Raw genomic sequence first — 21,722 nt, 5'->3', positions numbered from 1 at the left:
ACAACCGTCACGGCGGGTGGCTAAGGCGGTTGAGATGCGGTGCGGGTGATCGAACCTCGTGTTAGGATTGCTGCGAACGCGAAAGGTCTGAGAAAGCGAAGGATGTCCGTCAAACCGACCAAAGCCATGGTGCTCGCCGCAGGGTTTGGCCTGCGCATGCGTCCCCTGACGGACAAGATGCCGAAGCCGATGGTGCCGGTGGCCGGCCAGCCGCTGCTTGATCACGTGCTCGACAAGCTCGGCCATGCCGGCGTGACCGAGGCCGTGGTCAACGTGCATTACCTGCCGGATCAGATCATCGATCACGTCGCATCGCGCCAGCTTCCGCGCGTGACAATTTCTGACGAGCGCGACCAGGTGCTCGGCACCGGCGGTGGCGTGGTCAAGGCGCTGCCGCTGCTCGGCGACGCACCGTTCTACCACGTCAATTCCGACACGCTGTGGATCGACGGCGTGCGCTCCAATTTGACGCGGCTCGCCGAAAATTTCGACCCCGCGCGCATGGATATCCTGCTGCTGATGGCGCCGACCGCGACCAGCATCGGCTATAGCGGTCGCGGCGATTACGGCATGCTGCCCGACGGCGCCTTGCGCAAGCGCAAGGAAAAGGAAGTCGTTCCGTTCGTCTATGCTGGCGCTGCGATCCTGTCGCCGTCGATCTTCGAAGGCGCGCCGCAGGGCGAGTTCTCGCTGACGAAAATGTTCGACCGCGCCAACGAGCAGGAGCGGCTGTTCGGCCTCCGCCTCGACGGCGTCTGGATGCATGTCGGCACGCCCGACGCCGTGCACGCCGCGGAAGAGGCGTTTCTGGAGAGCGTGGCGTAAGAGGCGCCCCGAAGACGGTGCCGTAGGGTGGGCAAAGGCGCCCTAGCGCCGTGCCCACCATCTCTCTCGATGGCAAAATGCGTGGGCACGCTTCGCTTTGCCTACCCTACAAGACCTGTCAGGTCTCGCAAACAGCGGGGACGACTTCCCCCCGCCCCATGACCATTCGACCTCGCCTCCCTATATTGCCCTGATCTCCGAATCAGGCAGCTCATGCGCGTCTTCAGCGTTCCCCTCTCAGTTCCATTCCTGCGCACGATCGTCGCGAGCCTGCTCGACGGACGGCTGGTCGAGGGATTCGAGGCGCGCAAGGAACCGGCGCGTCTGGCGGACGCCACACTGTATCTGCCGACACGGCGCGCGATGCGCGTGGTTCGAGAGATATTCCTCGACGAGATGAAAGCGGACGCCGTGGTGCTGCCGCGCATCGTCGCGCTCGGCGACATCGACGAGGATGAGCTCGCCTTCGCCGACGAGGGCGAGCAGTTCTCCGGCGCAACGCCGCTCGACATACCGCCGCGGCTCGGCGAGCTCGAACGACGGCTGACGCTGGCTCAGCTGGTCGCGGCCTGGGCCAAGGGCCCGGTGCTGTCGCCCCTGGTGGTCGGCGGACCTGCTTCGACGCTGGCGCTCGCCGGCGACCTCGCGCGCCTGATCGACGACATGGTGACGCGCGGCGTTGACTGGAGCGCGCTCGACGGTCTCGTACCTGACAACCTCGACCGCTACTGGCAGCACTCGCTCGAATTTCTGCGCATCGCGCGCATCGCCTGGCCCGGACATCTCGCCGAGATCAACCGGATCGAGCCGGCGGCGCGGCGCGATCTCCTGATCGCGGCGGAAGCCAAACGGCTGACCGCGCATCCGAGCGGGCCGGTGATCGCAGCGGGTTCGACCGGCTCGATGCCGGCCACCGCCAAATTTCTGCACGCGGTCGCCTCGCTGCCGCATGGCGCGGTGGTGCTGCCGGGCCTCGATACTGATCTCGACGACGACGCCTGGCGCAGCATCGGCGGCGTGCGCGATGCGCTCGGCAAGTTCGCGGAGCATCCGGCGTCGAACCATCCGCAATATGCCATGCAGGCGCTGCTGGATCGTTTTGGCATCAAGCGCAGCGACGTCGAGATCCTCCAGCCGCCAGCGGACAGCGGCCGCGATCTGCTCGCATCGGAATCGATGCGGCCATCCGCCAAGACGGAAGTCTGGCACGACCGGCTGAAGCAACCGGATGTCGCGGCGAAGATCTCCGGCGGCATGAAGAACCTCGCGGTCGTAGAAGCACCCAACCCTGAAATGGAGGCGCTCGCGATCGCGATTGCGATGCGCGAGGCGCGGCATCTCGACAAATCGGCGGCGCTGGTCACGCCGGACCGCGCGCTGGCGCGGCGGGTGATGGCTGCGCTGACCCGATGGGATCTCGCCTTCGACGATTCCGGCGGCGACGTGCTGATGGAAACCTCCGCGGGCGTCTTTGCCCGGCTCATGGCGGAAGCGGCGACCAAGGGACTGGAGCCGCCGACACTGCTGGCGATGCTGAAGCATCCGCTGTGCCGGCTCGGCCGGCTCCCTGGCGCGTGGAAGGCGGCGATCGAAGATCTCGAGCTTGCAGTCCTGCGTGGCACGCGCCCCCCTGCCGGCACCGGCGGCCTGCTGCGCGAATTCAACCGCTTTCGTGACGAGCTGACAAAGCTGTGGCGCAGCGAGGTCTCCGCGCTTCACAAGGCCGAGCCCCGTGCGCGTCTCAAGGCCGAGAATATCGACCGCATCCAGACGCTGATCGATGCCTTGCAAAAGGCGCTGGCACCGATCGAGAGTCTCGCGTCGGCAAAACCATATGACTTCGCCGAACTCGCGCACCGGCACCGCGAAATCATGATCGAGCTGTCGCGCGACGAGCAGGGCATCCCGCTCGCCTTCGAGGAGCGCGAAGGCCTCGCGCTCGCCGGCGCCTTCGACGATCTGCTGCGCGGCGGCACAACCAGCGGATTGATGGTGACGCTGCTCGACTATGCCGACGTCTTCCAGACCGCGTTCAGCGAGCGCGCGGTGCGGCGGCGCGACAAGCCGGGCGCGCGGCTCCAGATCTACGGCCCGCTGGAATCGCGCCTGATGCAGGCCGATCGCATCATCGTCGGCGGGCTGATCGAAGGCGTCTGGCCACCGGCGCCGCGTATCGACCCCTGGCTCAGCCGGCCGATGCGGCACGAGCTCGGCCTCGATCTGCCGGAGCGGCGCATCGGCCTCTCCGCCCACGATTTTGCCCAGCTGCTCGGCGGCGACGAGGTGATCCTCACCCATTCCGCCAAGGCTGGCGGCGCGCCGGCGGTGGCTTCGCGCTTCCTGCACCGGTTGGAGGCGGTTGCGGGCGACGATCATTGGAAGGCGGCCGTTCGCGCCGGCGAGCAATATGTGCAATTCGCGGGTGCGCTGGACCAGCCGGACGAGGTCAGGCCGATCAAGCAGCCCGAGCCGCGGCCGCCGCGCGCGACGCGACCGCTCAGGATGTCGGTGACAGCGATCGAGGACTGGCTGCGCGATCCCTACACGATCTACGCCAAACACATTTTGCGGCTCGATGCGCTCGATCCCGTCGACATGCCCTTGTCGGCCGCCGACCGCGGCTCGGCGATTCACGACGCGATCGGCGAGTTTACCGAGAGCTATGCGACGCGTCTGCCCGACGATCCCGCGCGCGTGCTACGCACGATCGGCGAGAAGCACTTTGCGCCGCTGATGGAGCGGCCCGAAGCGCGGGCGCTGTGGTGGCCGCGCTTCCAGCGCATCGCGCGCTGGTTCGGCGAATGGGAGACCGCACGCCGCGACGCGATCGAGGCCATCGTCGCGGAGACGCGCGGCGAGATTTCAATCGTGCTCGACAGCGCGCGCAGCTTCCGTCTTTCGGCACGCGCCGACCGCATCGAGCGGCGCCAGGGCGGCGGCTATGCCATCCTCGACTACAAGACCGAACAGCCGCCGACCGGCAAGCAGGTTCGCATGGGCCTGTCGCCGCAGCTCACCCTGGAGGCCGCGATCCTGCGCGAGGGTGGCTTTCCCGATATCGACGCCGGCGCGTCGGTGAGCCAGCTCGTCTATGTGCGCCTGAGCGGCAACAATCCGCCGGGCGAGGAGCGCATCCTCGAGCTCAAGTACAAACCCGGCGACGAGCCGCAGCCACCGGACACGGCGGCCGCCGAAGCGCGCGCCAAGCTGGAGGCGCTGATCCGTGCCTTCGACGACGAGAACCAGCCCTACACCTCGCTGAACCTGCCGATGTGGTCCAATCGCTACGGCACCTATGACGATCTCGCCCGGATCAAGGAATGGTCGGCGGCCGGCGGTTTGGGGATCGAGGAATGGTGAAGCTGCCACGTCCCATTCCCGACGAGGTGCGCGCGCGGCAGGCGCGCGCGTCCGATCCGACTGCGTCGGCGTTCGTGTCGGCCAATGCCGGCTCGGGCAAGACCCATGTGCTGGTGCAGCGCGTGATCCGCCTGCTGCTGTCGGGCGTGCCGCCGGAGAAGATCCTCTGCATCACCTTTACCAAGGCCGCCGCCGCCAACATGGCCGAGCGCGTGTTCACCACGCTCGGTCACTGGGTGACGCTGGATGATACTGGGCTCGACGCAGCGATCCGCGCTGTCGGCATCCCGCATCCCAGCGCGAAAATTCGGCGTGACGCGCGAAAACTGTTCGCCTGCGCGCTGGAGACGCCGGGCGGGCTGAAGGTGCAGACCATCCACGCGCTCTGCACGCGCCTGCTCCAGCAATTTCCGTTCGAGGCCAACGTTCCCGCGCGCTTCGCCGTGATCGACGAGCGCGACCAGACCGACATGATGGAGCGCGCCAATCTGAAGGTGCTGCTGGAGGCGGCGCGCGATCCGGAGAGCGTCACCGGTCGCGCATTGCTGACCGCGATGGCGAGCGCGGCCGACGTCACGTTCAAGGAGGTCGTGCGCGAGGCGTGCCTGAGCCGCGATCACTTCATGGCCTGGACGGACGAGGCCGGCAACGCCGAAGCCGCTGCTGCGCAGATGGCGGCGGCGTTGGGCGTTGATGCGAGCGATCGCATCGAGGACGTCGAGACCGAGATTCTCGATGGACCCTATCTGCCGCGATCGCGCTGGGACGACATCGCCTTTGCGCTGGAGGACGGCAGCAAGTCCGACAACGACCAGGCCAGCCGGCTCCGGGAGGCAAAGGTCTTTTCCGGCAGCGCACAGGTCGATGCCTATCTCTCCGTCTTCCTCACCGACGAAAAGCTGCCGCGCAAGGCGGTGCTGACAAAGAAGTTTGGCGACCACAATCCGTCCGTCGCCCGCCTGTTCGAGAACGAGGCGCAGCGCATCAGCGGATTGGTCGAGAAGCGCCGCGCCGTGACCATGCGCGACCGCACCGCGGCCCTGCTGCATATCGCGACCGCGGCCGCCGCCAACTACCGTCGCGAGAAGCAGGAGCGCGGGCTGCTCGACTATGACGATCTGATCGACAAGACGCTGGCGATGCTGAACCGCATCGCCTCGGGCTGGGTGCACTACAAGCTCGACCGCGGCGTCGATCACGTCCTGATCGACGAGGCCCAGGACACCAGCCCCCGGCAATGGGACATCGTCGCGCACATCATCTCCGAATTCACCGCCGGGGAAGGCGCGCGCGAGGGGCTGAACCGCACGGTGTTCGCGGTCGGCGACGAGAAGCAGTCGATCTTCTCGTTCCAGGGCGCCGCCCCGCACGAGTTCGATGCGCGCCGGCGCGAGCTGCACCGCAAGTTCACCTCGGCAGGGCTGAAGTTCGATCCGGTCGCCTTCACCTATTCGTTCCGCTCGGGCGCTGCGATCCTGCACTCGGTCGACCACGTCTTCCGCGAGCAGGAGATCTACAAGAGCATCCATTCGGTCGAGATCGGCCATCCCCTGCACAACGCGCTGGCCGATGCCGGTCCGAGCGTGATCGAGCTGTGGGATCTGGCTGTCGCCGACGACCGCCAGGAGATCGAAGGCTGGCGCGCGCCGTTCGACGGCGTCGCCGTCACCAGCCCCGAGGTCAAGCTGGCGCGCCGCATCCAGGCCGAGATCAAGCGGCTGGTCGAGAGTGGCACGCTGACCGGGCACGAAGGCGAGAGGCGGCCGCTGCGCTATGGCGACATGCTGATCCTGGTGCGCCGGCGCGGCAATGCCTTCGATGCCGTGATCCAGGCACTGAAGCACGCTGGTGTTCCGGTGGCCGGCGCCGACCGGCTCAAGCTGACCGAGCACATCGCGATCATCGACCTGATGAATCTCGCCGATGCCCTGCTGCTGCCGCAGGACGATCTCGCGCTGGCGGTGGCGCTGAAGAGCCCGCTGTTCGGCCTCGATGACGACGATCTGTTCCAGTTGGCCCATGACCGCAAGGGCTCGCTGCGCCGCGCGCTCGGCGAGCATGCGGCCGGAAGCGAGAAGCTCGCGACTGTGTTGCGGCGCCTGGAAGCCTGTGAGACGCGCGCGCGCGAGGAGACGCCGTTCGCGTTCTACGCCTGGCTGTTAGGGGGCGACGGCGGCCGTGCGCGCATCCTGCGCCGGCTCGGGCATGAGGCCAACGACGCGCTCGACGAATTCCTGGAGCTGGCGCTGAGCTGTGAGCGCAAGGCGCCGGCATCGCTGCAAGGCTTCATGGCCTGGCTGCGCTCCGCCGACACCGAGGTGAAGCGCGACATGGAAATCTCGCGCGACGAGGTGCGGGTGATGACCGTGCACGGCGCCAAGGGCCTGGAGGCCTCGGTCGTGTTCATGGTCGACACCACGTCGTCGCCCGCGGACTCGCAGCGGGTCCGACTGATCCACGTGCCGCGCGGCAATGGCGGCGAGGTCGTGGTCTGGGCTGGCCGCAAGGCCGACGACCCCAAGCCTGTCGCCGACGCGCGCAAGGCCATGATCGAGGAAACCGAGGACGAATATCGCCGCCTGCTTTATGTCGCGATGACGCGCGCGGCCGACCGGCTGATCGTCGGCGGCTGCATGCCCGGTAACATGAAGACGGTGCGCAAGCTGAGCTGGTACGACCTGGTCGACACCGGGCTCAAAGGCTCGGGCCTCGACAAGCAGGTGATCGAGACGCCGCTCGGCAAGGTGACCCGATTCGCCCGGCCGGAGGATGTCGCGGCGCTGGGTGTCCCGGCGGCGACCGTGGACCAGACCGTCGCGCTGCCGGCCTGGCTGCGAACGCCGGCGCCGCTCGAGACCGTGGACGACGACCTGGTGCGTCCGTCCGGCCAGTCGGCCGAGGAAGGCCGCAGCGTGCGGACAGGCGAATCGGTCCAGTCCCGCGCGCTGGCACTACAGCGCGGCACGCTGGTGCACCGTCTCCTGCAATCCCTGCCCGATATCGCCGCGGAACGCCGGCGCGAGGCCGCGCTCGGCTTCATGGCGCGCAACGCCGCGGACTGGACGGAGGCCGACCGCGCCGCTTTGGCCGACAAGGTGCTCGCCTTGATCGCGGAGCCGCGCTTCGCAGCCGTGTTTGCCGCCGGCAGCCGGGCGGAAGTCGCCATCGCCGGCCGGCTGGAGCGGCCGGGCCGGGCGCCAGCGCTGGTGTCGGGGCAGATCGACCGGCTGGTCGTTCGCCCCGAGGAGGTTTTGATCGTCGATTTCAAGACCAATCAGGCGGCGCCCAAGAACGCGGCCGCAGCGCCCGCCGCCTATGTCCGGCAGCTCGCGCTGTACCGGGCGGTGCTGGCGCGGCTTTATCCCCAAAAGCCCATCCGCGCCGTCCTGCTCTGGACCGAGGCCCTTGAATATATGGAGATTTCAGCCCCCGCGCTGGACGCGGCGCTGGCATCCCTTCATCTCGGTGTGAGCGTCCTTGACCCGGCAAGGGGCCGTTCATAGGTTGACGGCATGATCCCGGGCGCGATTCCCATCCGCGCCGATTCTTTCAACCGAACGAGGTACTCCCATGGCCGTTGGCAAGGTTTCTGACACCGATTTCGAAGCCGAAGTGCTCAAGGCGAACGGTCCTGTGGTCGTCGATTTCTGGGCTGAGTGGTGCGGCCCCTGCCGCATGATCGCACCCGCCCTCGACGAGATCGCCGGCGCGATGGGCGACAAGGTCAAGATCGTGAAGCTCAACGTCGACGAGAGCCCGAAGACGGCCTCGAAGTACGGCGTGATGTCGATCCCGACCCTGATGATCTTCAAGGGCGGCGAGATGGCCTCCCGCCAGGTCGGCGCGGCGCCGAAGGCAAAGCTGCAGCAGTGGATCACCTCCGCGGTGTGATCTCTCCGGCGTAAGATTTTTTTCGGAAGCGGCCGGCGAAAGCTGGCCGTTTTGCGTTGATGGGACGTGTCCAGCGTATGACGAGTCCCAGCCCTTGCCTGCCCCTCCCGCAAAGCGCGCGCGAAAATCGACTTCTCTCGCTGCTATGGAGGCGCGGTCGGTCGACGCGATTCCGCGCGGCAAGGAATGGCAATATGAGCCGAAATGGGATGGCTTTCGCTGCCTGCTGTCGCGCGATGGCAGCCATGTCGATTTGCGCTCCAAATCCGGCGAGGACCTCGCGCGCTATTTCCCAGAGATCGTCGCTGCCGCGCTGAAGCTGAAAGCCGACCGTTTCACGCTCGACGGCGAGATCGTCGTACCGCAGGGAAAAAGCTTTTCGTTCGACGCGCTGCTGCAACGGATTCATCCGGCGGCGAGCCGCGTGAAGAAGCTCTCGACGGAGACGCCGGCGCTCTATCTCGCCTTCGATTTGCTCGCGACCGCCAAGGAAAAGCAGCTTGTCGAGAAGCCGCTCAGCGAGCGGCGGCCGGTGCTGGAAGCATTTGCGAAGACCCATCTGAAAGGCAGTCTCTTCCACCTCTCACCGGCAACGACGAGCTATGCCACCGCGAAAAAATGGCTGGCGCAATCCGGTGGCGGCTCGGACGGCGTCATCGCCAAGCGCGTCGACCTGCCCTATCAGGCCGGCAATCGCGACGGCATGCAGAAGATCAAGAAATTCCGCAGCGCCGATTGCGTCGTCGGCGGCTTCCGCTACGCCACCAACAAGATCGCCGGGCGAAAGGTGGTCGGCTCGCTGCTGCTCGGGCTCTACGACGATGCTGGCTTGCTGCACCATGTCGGCTTCACATCCGCGATCAAGGCGGAGGAGAAGCCTGCCCTGACCGACCGGGTTGAGGCGCTGATCGCAGAGCCCGGCTTCACCGGCAACGCGCCGGGCGGGCCCAGCCGCTGGTCCACCGAGCGCTCGGCGAAATGGTGTCCGCTCAAGCCGAAGCTGGTGATCGAGGTCTGCTACGACCATTTCAGCGGCGAACGCTTCCGCCACGGCACCTCGATCCTGCGCTGGCGCCCCGACAAGGCACCACGGCAATGCAGCTTCGAGCAACTGAAGCAGAAGGCCGCGGACCCGATGAAGATGTTGAAGTAATCCGCGCTCGTGCCCCGGACGCACCGCAGCGCTTCTTCAGCGATGCGGTGCAGAGCCGGGGCCCATCGCGTGCTGGGTCCCGGCTCTGCGTCGCGTCATTTCATGCCGCGCCGCGTCCGGGACAGGAGCGTCGCTATTCGATCCATCCCGTCGCCAGCGCGTTCGCCAGCTCCGGCTGACCGTTGCGCCGTGCCAACGCCGCCATTGCCTCGTGATCGTACGCGACACGGCGGAATGTCACCTGCCAGCCGCCGCTGGCCAGTTCGAGGATCGCATAACGCGCATGCGGCGTGCCGGCCTCCACGACATGCGGATACGGATGCTTGTCGCGATACCCGGGACTGCCGACGCTGCCGGGATTGACGATCAGCCGGCCGTCGCGAAGTCGCACCGCACGGGCGAGATGCGTGTGAGCGCAGAGGATCAGGGACTGCGCGATACCTTGCGCGAGCCGCTCGATCCGGTCGAGCGGAGACAGCGCGACCGTGCCATCGGGATGCACCGTGTCGAGCCAGTAGACTTCGTCGTTATCGGGCGTGGCGTGGCAGAGGAACACCTGCTCGCGAAACACCCGCGTCATCGGCTGCACGCGCAGCCAATCCAGTTGCGCGGCGTTGAGCGCTGCGTGGGCGGGACGATCCCACGAGCCCATTTTCTCCGGCGGACGGTCGAGCAGATAGCGGTCGTGATTGCCGAGCACGTGCACGGCGTCGAGCGCCATCAGGATCTCGATGGTGCGGCGCGCATCAAGCGGGCCGCTCAGCATGTCGCCGAGATTGACGATGGCGGTGATATCAAGGGCACGGATGTCGGCGAGCACCGCCTCCAGCGCGAGATAGTTCCCGTGGACGTCGGCGATGGCGGCGAAGCGCATTGGCATTTCCCACTCTCGTGCCCCGGACGCAGTGCAGCGCTTCTTTAGCGGTGCACTGCAGAGCCGGGGCCCATGTTGCGGCATTCTGGGTCCCGGCTCTGCGGCTCATCGCTTGCGCGATGCGCCTTGTCCGGGACACGAAATTCAAGCAGGAGGCGTGCCGTTGATCGCCAGCACGTGGCCGGCCAGATACAGCGAGCCTGATATCAGGATGCGCGGCGGCACCTCGTAGGCGAGCTTCGACAGGCCACGCAGCGCGGCTTCGACGCCGGAGACGGTCTCGACGCGCATGCCGAGGCTGCGCGCGGCGTCGGCGAGACGATCGACCGGCATCGCGTTCTCGGTATCGGGGATCGGCACCGCGATGATGTGACGGGTGAGACCGGCGAAATTGGCGAGAAAGCCCTGTGCATCCTTGTTGGCCATCATGCCGGCGATGACGACCAGCGGCCGCGACACCCGCTCTTCGAGATCGCCGAGCGCGGCGGCTGCCACACGGCCGCCTTCGGCATTGTGCCCGCCATCGAGCCAGATCTCCGAGCCCTGCGGTCCGAGAGCGAGCAGCTCGCCCGAGGTGATGCGCTGCATCCGCGCCGGCCATTCGGCACCGACGATGCCGGCCTCGAACGCCGCCTGATTGATCCCAAAGTTCGGAATCGCGCGCAGCGTCGCGATCGCGAGACCGGCATTGTCGAATTGGTGGCGGCCGAACAGCCGCGGCGCGGTGAGATCCATCAGGCCGCGATCGTCGGAGTAGACGAGGCGACCGTGCTCGACATTGACGTGCCAGCTCTCGTTCGCCGCAAACAGCGGCGCGCGCATGCGCTTGGCCTGCGCCTCGATCACCGTCATTGCCTCCGGCGCCTGCTCCGCGGAGATCACGGGCACGCCGCGCTTGATGATCGCCGCCTTCTCGCCGGCGATCGATGTCAGGGTATCCCCGAGGAAATCCATGTGGTCCATGCTGACGGGGGTGATCACGCAGGCCGCCGGCGCATCGATCACGTTGGTCGAATCCAGCCGACCGCCGAGGCCCACTTCGAGCAGCACCACGTCGGCCGGGTTCTGTGCGAACAAATGGAAAGCGGCCGCCGTCTTCAGCTCGAACAATGTCGCGGCTTCGCCGGCATTGACGCGCTCGACCTCTTCCAGAGCCGCGCGCAATTCGTCGTCACCGACCAGCACGCCACCGCCAACGCGGCCGAGTCGGAAGCACTCGTTGATCCTGACAAGATAGGGCGAGGTGTAGGCGTGGACGCGCAGGCCTGCGGCCTCCAGCGTCGCGCGCAGATAAGCGAGCGTCGATCCCTTGCCATTGGTGCCGGCGATGTGGATCACCGGCGGCAGCTTGCGTTCGGGGTGGCCGAGCCGTTCGAGCAGGCGGTGCATCCGCTCGAGCCCGAGATCGATGCGCTTCTGATGCAGGACCGACAGCCGCCCGATCAATTCACCGAGCGGCGTCTTCGCGCTGTCAGGGGACGCGTTCACGCGTGCGGCGCAGCCGGCGCCGTCTCGGCGGCCGATACGATCTGTGCCGGGCTGAGTACCGGCTGCATCGGCTTCGACGCGGTCTCCAGCGCCGGGGCCTTGGTCAGCAGACGGCAGAGCCGCGCCAGGGTCGGACGCAGCTCGTGGCGATGCACGACCATGTCGACCATGCCGTGCTCTTTCAGATACTCGGCGCGCTGGAAACCTTCAGGCAGCTTCTCGCGGATGGTCTGCTCGATCACGCGGGCGCCGGCAAAGCCGATCAGCGCGCCGGGCTCGGCGATCTGCACGTCGCCGAGCATCGCATAGGACGCGGTGACGCCGCCGGTGGTCGGGTTGGTCAGCACGACGATGTAGGGCTGCTTGGCCTCGCGCAGCATCTGCACCGCGACCGTCGTGCGCGGCATCTGCATCAGCGACAAAATGCCTTCCTGCATGCGTGCGCCACCCGATGCGGCGAACACGATGAATGGTGACTTCTTCTCGACCGCGAGCTCCAGCCCGCGGACGATGGCTTCGCCTGCGGCCATGCCGAGCGAGCCGCCCATGAAATCGAAATCCTGCACGGCGACGACGACGGCGGAGCCTTCGAGTTTGCCGTAACCGACCTTGATCGCGTCGTTCAGATTGGTTCGGGCGCGCGCGTCCTTGATGCGGTCGACGTATTTCTTCTCATCGCGGAACTTGAGCGGGTCGGGCGTGACGTCGGGCAGCGCGACGTCGTACCAGGTTTCGTTGTCGAAGATCGACTTCAACCGGGCCACCGCGTTCATGCGCATGTGGTAGTTCGAACCGGGTATGACGAACTGGTTGGCCTCGACGTCCTTGTAGAACACGAGCTGCCCGGAATCCGGGCACTTGATCCACAGATTCTCCGGCGTCTCCCGCCGCAGCATGTTGCGGATCTTCGGCCGGACCACGTTGGTAAGCCAGTTCATGGTTTGCTCCGATGTGCGACCCGCCTCGCGGATCGCCTGAAGGGATATATGGCGACCGGGCCATTGCCCGGCAAGCCGCCGTGTCGTCCGCCTTAGAGCATGATCCGGAAAAGTGTGAAGCGGTTTTCCGACAAGATCATGCTCAAACTAAAGAGCTAAAGCGGAATTATGGCCTATTCCGCCGCCTGTTGCGCGCCCTTGACGCCCTGGGCCAGAGCCGCAGTCAGCTCAGCCACGGCGTTAACGGTTTTGCCGGTCGCCCGTCCCTCGGCGTCGAGGCTGTTCTTGAGCGCGTCGACCAGGGCGGTGCCGACCACCGAACCATCGGCCTTCTCGGCAATGGCGCGCGCCGCTTCCGGCGTGCGGATGCCAAAACCAACGCATATCGGCAGCTTGGTATGCCGCTTGATGCGCGCGACGGCTTCACCGACGGCATTCGCGTCCGCCGCCGCTGCACCGGTGATGCCGGCGATCGAAACGTAATAGACAAAGCCTGATGTGTTCGCGAGCACCGCCGGCAGGCGCTTGTCGTCCGTGGTCGGGGTCGCCAGGCGAATGAAGTTCAGGCCCGCCTTCAGCGCGGGAATGCAGAGCTCGTCGTCTTCCTCCGGCGGCAAGTCGACGATGATGAGACCGTCAACGCCGGCCGTCTTGGCGTCAGCCAGAAACTTGTCGACGCCGTAAATGTAAATCGGATTGTAATAGCCCATCAGCACCAGCGGCGTGATGTTGTCGTCCTTGCGGAAGTCGCGCACGAGGTCGAGCGTCTTCTTCAAGGTCATGCCGGCCTTGAGCGCACGCAGACCTGCAGCCTGAATCGACGGACCATCCGCCATCGGATCGGTGAAGGGAATGCCGAGCTCGATGACGTCGGCGCCTGCCTTCGGCAGAGCCTTGACGATATTGAGTGACGTCGTGAGATCGGGATCGCCGGCCATCACATAGGTGACGAAGGCCGCGCGGCCCTCTTTCTTCAATGCGGCGAAACGGGTGTCGATACGCGTGGTCACTTGCTCTTGCCCCTCAGGATGTCGCCGACCTGCGGGACATCCTTGTCACCGCGGCCGGAGAGGTTGACGACCATCAGGTGATCTCTTGGCCGCTTCGGCGCGAGCTCCATCACCTTGGCGATGGCGTGCGCGGGCTCGAGCGCGGGGATGATACCTTCGAGGCGCGACAGCAGCTGGAACGCTGCGAGCGCTTCGTCATCGGTCGCGGAGAGATAGTTCACGCGGCCGATCTCGTGCAGCCAGGAATGCTCGGGACCGATGCCGGGATAATCGAGGCCGGCCGAGATCGAATGCGCGTCCTGGATCTGGCCGTCGGCATCCATCAAGAGATAGGTGCGGTTGCCGTGCAGCACGCCGGGACGGCCGCCCGCGATCGACGCCGCATGCAATTGCGTCAACCCATGGCCCGCGGCTTCGACGCCGAAGATCTCGACGGAGGGATCGTCGAGGAACGGGTGAAACAGGCCCATCGCGTTGGAGCCGCCGCCGATGCAGGCGACCAGCGAATCCGGCAGGCGGCCCTCGACCTCCTGCATCTGCGCCTTAGTCTCGTTGCCGATGATCGACTGGAAGTCGCGCACCAAGGTCGGATAGGGATGCGGGCCGGCCACCGTGCCGATGCAGTAGAAGGTGTTGTGCACGTTGGTGACCCAGTCGCGCAGGGCCTCGTTCATGGCGTCCTTCAGCGTGCGCGTGCCCGACTGGACCGGGACCACCGTCGCACCCAGCATCTCCATGCGGATCACGTTGGGCTGCTGCCGCTCGACGTCGACCGCGCCCATATAGACCACGCATTCGAGCCCGAAGCGCGCGCACAGCGTCGCGGTCGCGACACCGTGCTGGCCGGCACCGGTCTCGGCGATGATGCGCTTCTTGCCCATGCGCCGCGCCAGCATGATCTGGCCGAGCACGTTGTTCACCTTGTGCGAGCCGGTGTGGTTGAGCTCTTCGCGCTTCAGATAAATCTTGGCGCCGCCGAGATGCTCGGTCAGGCGCTCGGCGAAATAGAGCGGCGAGGGCCGGCCGACATAATGCGTGAGATAGCCGTTCATCTCGCCCTGGAAGGCCGGATCGGCCTTGGCCTCGGTGTAGGCCTTCTCGAGATCGAGGATCAGCGGCATCAGGGTTTCGGCGACGAAGCGGCCGCCGAAGATGCCGAAATGGCCGCGATCGTCAGGACCGCTGCGATAGGAATTGGGTTTGGCGACGTTCATCGAACACTCAACTCTTGGCTGGACTCTTGACTGGCGCGCGCGGCGCGAATGAAGGCCTTGATCATCTCGGGATCCTTGACTCCGGGAGCGCTCTCGACACCGGAGGAGACGTCGACGCCGCCGGCGCGGGTGACGCGGAGAGCTTCAGTGACGTTATCGGCATGAAGCCCGCCCGAGACCATGTAGGGCAGCTTCAGGTCGAGGTTTTCGAGCAGGTGCCAGTCGAAGGGCTCCCCGAGGCCGCCGGGCCGAGTCGCATCCTTCGGCGCGCGGGCATCGAACAGGATGCGGTCGGCGATCGCGGCATAGCCGGGCAGCACGGCGAGATCGGCCGCGGTTGCGACCGGGACCGCCTTCATCACCGGACGGCCGAACCGCTGCTTGATGTCGCGCAGCCGCGCCACGCTCTCCTTGCCGTGCAGCTGGAAAATGTCCGGCGACAGCGCGTCCATGATGTTGTCGAGCGTCGCATCGTCGGCGTCGACGGTGAGGGCGACCTTGAGCGCGCGCCCCTTCACCTGGCGGCCGAGGTCGCGGCCGAGCTCCAGGGACAGGTGCCGCGGCGAAGGCGGGAAGAACACGAACCCCACCATATCCGCACCCGCCTCGAGCGCCGTTTGAAGCGTCTCGCGCGTGGACAGGCCGCAGATTTTGACGAGCAGGGACATGGTCTCAAAGCAAATGGAGGCCGCAATGTGCGGCCGGAAAACAGGGGTTTCCGGTCGGGGCCGCTTCTACAACGTCGCGCGCTGCTTGTCTCGCCCGATGGGCCCGTAAAGCCCGACCCCGGAGGGAACGGGCAGGCGCTGCGAGCCGGGCTTTGCTGCGGCCGCCTGGGCCCGCAAATCGGCCAGTTCGGCCCTGGCGACCCGTGAATCCGCCTCGTGCCGGCGCGCCGCGCGGCGCCAGTGCCGCTGGCCGAGCCAGACGGCGGAGCCGCCGGCGAAGACGCCGAGGGCGGCGACCAGGATCAGGAGCAGGAACAGCGGCAGCGTGACCGACAATGACGGGTCGTTCGCAATGAACGGATCGAACGAGACCGTGACGAAGTGCCGGTTGGCAACGGCGCAGGCCACCAGGATCAGGCCCAGTGGGATCACGATCAGCGCGGTCAGGAACTTTCGCATCGCGATCGCTCGTCTTGAATCAAGCTTGCGGCCGCATCATGCGGCTATCAGGTTAAACCCCGACGACGACAGCCTTAGTCGGGCGCGCCGGGATCCGGATGGTCGCGGTTCAGCCGCTCGCGCATTTCCTTGCCGGTCTTGAAGAACGGAACGCTCTTCTGATCGACGGGCACATGGGCGCCGGTGCGTGGATTACGCCCGGCGCGTGCAGGGCGATGCTTGACCGAGAAGGCACCGAAGCCGCGCAACTCGACGCGGTCACCGCGCGCGAGAGCCGCTACGATCTCTTCGAGAATCGCATTCACAATGTTCTCGACATCCCGCTGGTACAGATGCGGGTTGTGCTCGGCGATACGCTGAACAAGTTCGGATTTGATCATCGAGAGATAGGACCCGGAAGCGTGCGGATGACCATTTCCGTGAAAATACCTTGATCTGTCAAGACGCTAAATCAAGGTTGAGCGTCGTGAAATTACGTGACAAATGCCGAAAAAGCGGGCTGACCCGACGCCCGTCAAACGGGAAAACCATCAGCCGCTCGCCCAACCCCCTCAATTTGAGGCGGCCGGTTGCCACAGGGCCAGCATTCCATCCATTCCGAACCGATCGACCGCCTGCGCGACGCCGGTTTGCCCGATTTGATGCGCAATCGAGCCCAAACCGAGCGCTTCCAGCGTAACGGCGGCGGCCGTCTTGAGGAATGGCAGATCGCCGAAGCGCGGCTGGAGCTTGTAGTCGCGCACGGAGAGTCCCTTCTTGACGCCCTTCTGCTCGACCAGCCAGGTCACCGCCGTCTTCTCGTCGCCGATCTGATCGATCAGCTTGAGATCGATCGCCTGGCGCCCGGTGAAGACGCGGCCATCAGCCACTTTCTCGAGCTGCGTGTCATCCATGCCACGCCGCTCCTTCACCAATCCCCTGAACCAGGCATAGGAATCCTTCACCAGGGCATCGAGGGCGGCCCGTGCTTCCGGGCTGGTCGGCTCGAAACCGTTGGGCGCGGCCTTCAGCGGCGACGACTTCACCTCCTCGACCTTGACGCCGATGGTCTTCAGCAGCTCGCTGACGTTGGGATATTGGAACAGCACGCCGATCGACCCGACCAGCGAGCTCTGCTGGGCGATGATGTGGTCGCTGGCAATCGCCGTGATGTAACCCCCGGAGGCAGCCAGGCCCTCGACCACGACGACGAGCGGCTTCTTCGCCTTCAACCGGACAAGCGAATCGTAAAGCTGCTCGGACCCGGCCGTGGTGCCGCCCGGCGAGTTGATGTGAATGATGACGGCGGCGGCCTGCGAATTCTCCAGCCGCTCCAGCGCCTGCGTGCGATCGGAATCGCTGCGGATCAGGCCCTCGATCTGGACCCGCGCGATCGAGCCGGCGGATGCGAACGTGCCCCGCGTACCCGGTGTCACGACCAGCGCAAAGCCCGCAATCGCCGCAATCGCGATCAGCGCGGCCACCACGCGCCAGAACGTCAGCTTGCGGCGGATCCTGCGGCGATCGACGATGATGTCCGAATCGAGCGACATCTAGATATCTCCAAATGAAAGGCCGGACGCGTTGTGCCCTCACAGCGTGACCAACGGCTTATCTGGATACATCAATTGCGGCGCAATTTGAAGAAAACAAGGCTGTGAGCGCGGTGGGAGCCCGGCACCTCGCACACCCTCGCTGTCGTCCCTGCGAACGCAGGGACCCATAACCACAGGGAGAAATGGTCGCGCGAAGCTCGCACTCCGGGTCTTCGCCAAACTCAATCCTGTGGTGATGGGCCCCGGATCTACGCTGCGCTTGTCCGGGACGACAGCGGGGTTTGTGGAGACAGCAAACAAAAAAAGCCCCGGCGTGAGCCGGGGCTTTGATGCAGCGAAACGAACGTCTCGCTTACTTGCTGTCGCGGTTCTTGAGCGCGGTGCCGAGGATGTCGCCGAGCGTTGCTCCCGAATCGGAGGAGCCGTACTGCGCGATGGCTTCCTTCTCTTCGGCGACTTCGAGCGCCTTGATCGACACCTGGACCTTGCGGGCCTTCTTGTCGAACTGGATCACGCGGGCATCGACCTTCTCGCCGACGGCAAAGCGTTCGGCGCGCTGGTCGTTGCGATCACGGGCGAGCTCGGAGCGCTTGATGAAGGTCGAGAAGTCGGTACCGGTGATCTTCACCTCGATGCCGCTTTCCTTCACTTCGAGCACTTCGCAGGTCACGACCGCGCCCTTCTTGACATCGCCCGGCTCGGCGAAGGGATCGCCTTCGAGCTGCTTGATGCCGAGCGAGATACGCTCCTTCTCGACGTCCACATCGAGCACCACGGCCTTCACCATGTCGCCCTTCTTGTAGTTGTCGATCACCTGCTCGCCCGGAAGCTTCCAGTCGAGGTCGGAGAGATGGACCATGCCGTCGACGTCGCCCTCGAGACCCAGGAACAGACCGAACTCGGTTTTGTTCTTGACCTCGCCCTCGACCGTCGAACCGGTCGGGTGGCCTTCGACGAAGACCTCCCAGGGATTGCGCATGGTCTGCTTGAGGCCGAGCGAGATGCGGCGCTTGACGGAATCGACTTCCAGCACCTGCACTTCGACTTCCTGCGAGGTCGAAACGATCTTGCCGGGGTGCATGTTCTTCTTGGTCCACGACATCTCGGAGACGTGGATCAGGCCTTCGATGCCCGGCTCGAGCTCGACGAACGCACCGTAGTCGGTGATGTTGGTGACGCGGCCGGTGAAGCGGGCACCCAGCGGGTACTTGGCTTCGATACCCTGCCACGGATCATCCAGCAGCTGCTTCATGCCCAGCGAGATGCGGTGCGTCTCGTGGTTGATCTTGATGATCTTGACCTTCACGGTCTGGCCGATCGAGAGCACCTCGGTCGGGTGGTTGACGCGGCGCCACGCGATGTCGGTGACGTGCAGCAGGCCGTCGATGCCGCCGAGATCAACGAACGCACCGTAATCGGTGATGTTCTTGACCACGCCGTCGATGACCTGACCCTCTTCGAGGTTCTGCACCAGCTCCTGACGCTGCTCGGCGCGGGTCTCTTCGAGAACCGTGCGGCGGGACACGACGATGTTGCCGCGGCGGCGGTCCATCTTGAGGATCTGGAACGGCTGCGAGTTGTTCATCAGCGGCGCAACGTCGCGGATCGGACGGATGTCGACCTGCGAGCGCGGCAGGAAGGCCACGGCACCGTCGAGGTCGACGGTGAAGCCGCCCTTGACCTGGTTGAAGATGACGCCGTTGACCTTCTCGTTGTTCTGGAACGCCTTCTCGAGCTTGCCCCAGCTCTCCTCGCGGCGCGCCTTGTCGCGCGACAGCACGGCTTCGCCGAGCGCGTTCTCGATGCGATCGAGGAACACTTCAACCTCGTCGCCGACCTTCAGCTCGCTGTCACGGCCGGGGCCGGAAAATTCGCGCAGGGCGACGCGGCCCTCGGTCTTCAGGCCGACGTCGATGACGGCCATGTCCTTTTCAATTGCAACAACCTTGCCCTTGACGACGGAGCTCTCCTGCAGGTTGCCACCTGCGAAGGACTCGTCGAGCATCGCAGCGAAATCGTCGCGCGACGGGCTATAGGTATCAGCAGAAGTCGAAGCCATTTGTTCTCCAGTTGCGGATGTCGTGCCGGCCGTTGGGTTCATGGGCGCATCGCACGCGCAGTGTCGGAAGGTCCGCAAGACCTTCGAGCGACCGCTCGCTGCTCCGGCCTGAGAGGCGGAACAGCGGAAGCGGGCCGGCTGAGGCCCGCGCGTTCGATACGTGGAAATCTTGTGTCCGGAGCCTGGATCGCGTCGGCCCCAAACAGGGGACCGAGGTATCGACCTCAAAGAGCGGGAGCGGGCACTTCCTCCAATGACGGCGGCGGCTTAACCCCGCGACCGGCCCGCTCGGACGGCCTCGATAATGTCGATGGCGGCCCGGACGCCGCCTTCTATATCCAGTTGGGAGTTATCTAGCAAGTAAGCATCGGCGGCCGGTTTCAGGGGTGCAATCGGCCGGTTCTTGTCGCGTTCGTCGCGCTGGATGATGTCGGCGAGCACGGCGGCCTCGTCGGCCTCCTCGCCCCTCGCCTTGGCCTCCATGGTCCGCCGGCGCGCCCGGACTTTTGGGTCGGCGACGACGAAAATCTTCACGTCGGCATGCGGGCAGATCACGGTTCCAATGTCCCGGCCGTCCAGCACCGCTCCGGGCGGATCGGCGGCGAATTGCCGCTGAAAATTGACGAGGGCCTCGCGAACCCTGGGGATCGCCGAAACGATGGAGGCGCCCTCGCCGGCCTTCTGGGTCTTCAGGGCGGGATTGCCGAACTTCTCGGGATCGAGTTCCAGCGCCGCGGCGACCGCAGCCTCCTCGTCCCGGAGATCGTGGCCAGACTGCATCAGGGCATAGGCCACCGCGCGGTAGATCACGCCGGTATCGAGATGACGATAGCCGTAGTGGTGCGCGAGACGCTTGCCGAGTGTGCCTTTGCCCGAGGCCGCGGGTCCGTCGATGGCGATGATCATGAAAACTCGGCCCCGAGCGAACGCATCATCGGAATGAAGTCCGGAAAGCTGGTGGCGATGAAGGCGGTGTCGTCGACGGTCACGGGCTGATCGGAGGCGCAGCCCATCACCAATGCGGACATCGCGATGCGATGGTCCATGTGGGTCGCGACGGTGCCGCCGCCGGGGACGTGACCGCGACCCTCGACGATCAGATCATCGCCGGTGACCTCGACCTTCACGCCGTTGACGCGGAGCATGGCGGCCGTGGCCTCCAGGCGGTCCGATTCCTTGACGCGCAGCTCCTGCAGGCCGCGCATGATCGTCGTGCCCTCGGCGAAGGCGGCTGCCACCGCCAGCACGAGATATTCATCGATCATCGAGGGCGCGCGCTCCGGCGGCACCACGACGCCGCGCAGCTTCGAGGCCCGCACGCGCAGCTTTGCCATCGGCTCGCCGGCGTCGCCGCGGACTTCACTCTCCTCGATCGAGGCGCCCATTTCGCGCAGCGTGGTGAACAGGCCGGTGCGCAGCGGATTGGTCATGACATCCGACAGGACGACATCGGAGCCCTCGACGATCAGCGCCGCGACCACCGGGAAAGCCGCCGAGGAGGGATCGGCCGGCACCACGACATTGGCGCCGTGCAGCTCGGGCTGGCCCTTGAGCGTGATACGGCGGCCGTGCACGCCCTCCTGTGCCGAGGTAATGTCGGCGCCAAAATGCTTCAGCATCAATTCGGTGTGGTCGCGGCTGGCCTCGGTCTCGATGACCGTCGTGGTGCCGGGTGCGGCGAGGCCCGCCAGCAGCACCGCAGATTTGATCTGGGCCGAGGCGACCGGGGTCTTGTAGGTGATCGGCAGCGGGTCGCGCGCACCCTGGAGGGTCAGGGGCAGACGGCCGCCCTCACTGCCGGATATGACCTTCGCGCCCATCTTTTCCAGCGGATCGAGGATCCGGCGCATGGGGCGGCTGCGCAGCGAGCCGTCGCCGTCGAAAACCGCCGAGATCGGGCAGCCGGCGACGGCGCCCATCACCAGCCGGCAGCCGGTGCCGGAGTTCCCGAAATCCAGTGGGGCCTTGGGCTGGGCGAAGCCCGCGACGCCGACGCCCTGCACCTTCCAGGCAAAATCGCCGGTCCGCTCCACGGTGGCGCCCAGCGCCTGCATCGATTTAGCGGTGTTGAGGACGTCTTCGCCCTCGAGCAGGCCTGAAATCCTGGTCTCGCCGACCGCGAGCGCGCCCAGGATGAGGGCACGGTGGGAGATCGACTTGTCCCCGGGCACCCGTACTTTCCCGGTCAGGGGCCCGCTGGCGCGAGCCTGGAGCGGCCTCGTTTGGTCGGAATGGGTCACGATTGTGT

17 protein-coding genes are annotated in these 21,722 nt (G+C 65.9%); 5 read left to right on the top strand and 12 right to left on the bottom strand.

The genetic code is table 11. The features are described from left to right. Window positions 1-102: 102 nt before the first annotated feature. The 5 genes from RAD04_RS14550 to RAD04_RS14530 all read left to right on the top strand — a co-directional run bounded on the left by RAD04_RS14550 (window position 103) and on the right by RAD04_RS14530 (window position 9,229). Window positions 103-825 carry a nucleotidyltransferase family protein gene (locus RAD04_RS14550; protein ID WP_461624314.1) on the top strand — a complete coding sequence of 241 codons (723 nt, stop codon included), beginning with the start codon at window positions 103-105 and terminating at the stop codon, window positions 823-825. A gap of 213 nt (window positions 826-1,038) precedes the next feature. Continuing rightward, window positions 1,039-4,185: a double-strand break repair protein AddB gene (addB, locus tag RAD04_RS14545; RefSeq protein ID WP_461624313.1), complete on the top strand. Its 3,147-nt coding sequence runs from the start codon at window positions 1,039-1,041 to the stop codon at window positions 4,183-4,185. Continuing rightward, window positions 4,179-7,688, top strand: a complete 3,510-nt coding sequence (gene addA, locus RAD04_RS14540) for a double-strand break repair helicase AddA (RefSeq protein WP_461624312.1) — start codon at window positions 4,179-4,181, stop codon at window positions 7,686-7,688. The genes addB and addA overlap by 7 nt, the downstream gene beginning before the upstream one ends. A gap of 67 nt (window positions 7,689-7,755) precedes the next feature. After that, entirely contained in the window at window positions 7,756-8,076 is a 321-nt protein-coding gene (gene trxA / locus RAD04_RS14535; RefSeq protein WP_007598398.1) for a thioredoxin, read from the top strand. A gap of 145 nt (window positions 8,077-8,221) precedes the next feature. Beyond that, entirely contained in the window at window positions 8,222-9,229 is a 1,008-nt protein-coding gene (locus RAD04_RS14530) for an ATP-dependent DNA ligase (protein WP_461624311.1), read from the top strand. A 133-nt stretch (window positions 9,230-9,362) separates the two neighbouring features. Here RAD04_RS14530 and RAD04_RS14525 read toward each other — a convergent pair whose 3' ends face one another. The 12 genes from RAD04_RS14525 to aroA form a co-directional block, all read right to left on the bottom strand. Further along, a complete protein-coding gene (locus RAD04_RS14525; protein ID WP_461624310.1) occupies window positions 9,363-10,103 on the bottom strand; it encodes a metallophosphoesterase family protein in 741 nt (246 codons plus the stop codon). 144 nt (window positions 10,104-10,247) lie between these two features. Next, the gene (locus RAD04_RS14520; protein WP_461624309.1) at window positions 10,248-11,591 is read right to left on the bottom strand and encodes a bifunctional folylpolyglutamate synthase/dihydrofolate synthase; all 1,344 of its coding nucleotides are present in this window, start codon (window positions 11,589-11,591) and stop codon (window positions 10,248-10,250) included. Beyond that, entirely contained in the window at window positions 11,588-12,529 is a 942-nt protein-coding gene (gene accD / locus RAD04_RS14515) for an acetyl-CoA carboxylase, carboxyltransferase subunit beta (RefSeq protein ID WP_104465335.1), read from the bottom strand. The genes RAD04_RS14520 and accD overlap by 4 nt, the downstream gene beginning before the upstream one ends. Before the next feature lie 173 nt (window positions 12,530-12,702). Continuing rightward, on the bottom strand, window positions 12,703-13,539 hold the full coding sequence (gene trpA, locus RAD04_RS14510; protein WP_461624308.1) for a tryptophan synthase subunit alpha: 837 nt from the start codon (window positions 13,537-13,539) through the stop codon (window positions 12,703-12,705). Next, entirely contained in the window at window positions 13,536-14,753 is a 1,218-nt protein-coding gene (trpB, locus tag RAD04_RS14505) for a tryptophan synthase subunit beta (protein ID WP_461624307.1), read from the bottom strand. Before trpB ends, trpA begins: the two co-directional genes overlap by 4 nt. After that, complete coding sequence (locus RAD04_RS14500; RefSeq protein ID WP_461624306.1) at window positions 14,750-15,421, bottom strand: phosphoribosylanthranilate isomerase; 672 nt, start codon at window positions 15,419-15,421, stop codon at window positions 14,750-14,752. The genes trpB and RAD04_RS14500 overlap by 4 nt, the downstream gene beginning before the upstream one ends. A 66-nt stretch (window positions 15,422-15,487) precedes the next feature. Further along, a complete protein-coding gene (locus tag RAD04_RS14495; protein WP_461624305.1) occupies window positions 15,488-15,880 on the bottom strand; it encodes a DUF1049 domain-containing protein in 393 nt (130 codons plus the stop codon). Window positions 15,881-15,954: 74 nt separating this feature from the next. Beyond that, complete coding sequence (locus tag RAD04_RS14490) at window positions 15,955-16,260, bottom strand: integration host factor subunit beta (RefSeq protein ID WP_007598410.1); 306 nt, start codon at window positions 16,258-16,260, stop codon at window positions 15,955-15,957. Window positions 16,261-16,431: 171 nt separating this feature from the next. Next, a complete protein-coding gene (sppA, locus tag RAD04_RS14485; RefSeq protein ID WP_091962325.1) occupies window positions 16,432-17,412 on the bottom strand; it encodes a signal peptide peptidase SppA in 981 nt (326 codons plus the stop codon). A 355-nt stretch (window positions 17,413-17,767) separates the two neighbouring features. Continuing rightward, window positions 17,768-19,474 carry a 30S ribosomal protein S1 gene (rpsA, locus tag RAD04_RS14480; RefSeq protein WP_028139473.1) on the bottom strand — a complete coding sequence of 569 codons (1,707 nt, stop codon included), beginning with the start codon at window positions 19,472-19,474 and terminating at the stop codon, window positions 17,768-17,770. A gap of 267 nt (window positions 19,475-19,741) precedes the next feature. Further along, a complete protein-coding gene (cmk, locus tag RAD04_RS14475; protein WP_028139472.1) occupies window positions 19,742-20,380 on the bottom strand; it encodes a (d)CMP kinase in 639 nt (212 codons plus the stop codon). Next, a complete protein-coding gene (aroA, locus tag RAD04_RS14470) occupies window positions 20,377-21,714 on the bottom strand; it encodes a 3-phosphoshikimate 1-carboxyvinyltransferase (RefSeq protein ID WP_461624304.1) in 1,338 nt (445 codons plus the stop codon). Before aroA ends, cmk begins: the two co-directional genes overlap by 4 nt. Window positions 21,715-21,722: the final 8 nt, after the last annotated feature.

The sequence above is a fragment of the Bradyrhizobium sp. 25ACV genome, assembly GCF_054863005.1.
The sequence above is the reverse complement of the archived record's forward strand: the minus strand, read 5'-3'. Positions and strand labels throughout refer to the sequence as shown.

What these genes read in the sequence shown, in the direction of transcription:
- RAD04_RS14550 (WP_461624314.1), top strand. Translation starts at nt 103, where the DNA reads ATGTCCGTCAAACCGACCAAAGCCATGGTGCTCGCCGCAGGGTTTGGC.
- addB (WP_461624313.1), top strand. Translation starts at nt 1,039, where the DNA reads ATGCGCGTCTTCAGCGTTCCCCTCTCAGTTCCATTCCTGCGCACGATC.
- addA (WP_461624312.1), top strand. Translation starts at nt 4,179, where the DNA reads ATGGTGAAGCTGCCACGTCCCATTCCCGACGAGGTGCGCGCGCGGCAG.
- trxA (WP_007598398.1), top strand. Translation starts at nt 7,756, where the DNA reads ATGGCCGTTGGCAAGGTTTCTGACACCGATTTCGAAGCCGAAGTGCTC.
- RAD04_RS14530 (WP_461624311.1), top strand. Translation starts at nt 8,222, where the DNA reads ATGGAGGCGCGGTCGGTCGACGCGATTCCGCGCGGCAAGGAATGGCAA.
- RAD04_RS14525 (WP_461624310.1), bottom strand. Translation starts at nt 10,103, where the DNA reads ATGCGCTTCGCCGCCATCGCCGACGTCCACGGGAACTATCTCGCGCTG.
- accD (WP_104465335.1), bottom strand. Translation starts at nt 12,529, where the DNA reads ATGAACTGGCTTACCAACGTGGTCCGGCCGAAGATCCGCAACATGCTG.
- trpB (WP_461624307.1), bottom strand. Translation starts at nt 14,753, where the DNA reads ATGAACGTCGCCAAACCCAATTCCTATCGCAGCGGTCCTGACGATCGC.
- RAD04_RS14500 (WP_461624306.1), bottom strand. Translation starts at nt 15,421, where the DNA reads ATGTCCCTGCTCGTCAAAATCTGCGGCCTGTCCACGCGCGAGACGCTT.
- RAD04_RS14495 (WP_461624305.1), bottom strand. Translation starts at nt 15,880, where the DNA reads ATGCGAAAGTTCCTGACCGCGCTGATCGTGATCCCACTGGGCCTGATC.
- RAD04_RS14490 (WP_007598410.1), bottom strand. Translation starts at nt 16,260, where the DNA reads ATGATCAAATCCGAACTTGTTCAGCGTATCGCCGAGCACAACCCGCAT.
- sppA (WP_091962325.1), bottom strand. Translation starts at nt 17,412, where the DNA reads ATGTCGCTCGATTCGGACATCATCGTCGATCGCCGCAGGATCCGCCGC.
- rpsA (WP_028139473.1), bottom strand. Translation starts at nt 19,474, where the DNA reads ATGGCTTCGACTTCTGCTGATACCTATAGCCCGTCGCGCGACGATTTC.
- cmk (WP_028139472.1), bottom strand. Translation starts at nt 20,380, where the DNA reads ATGATCATCGCCATCGACGGACCCGCGGCCTCGGGCAAAGGCACACTC.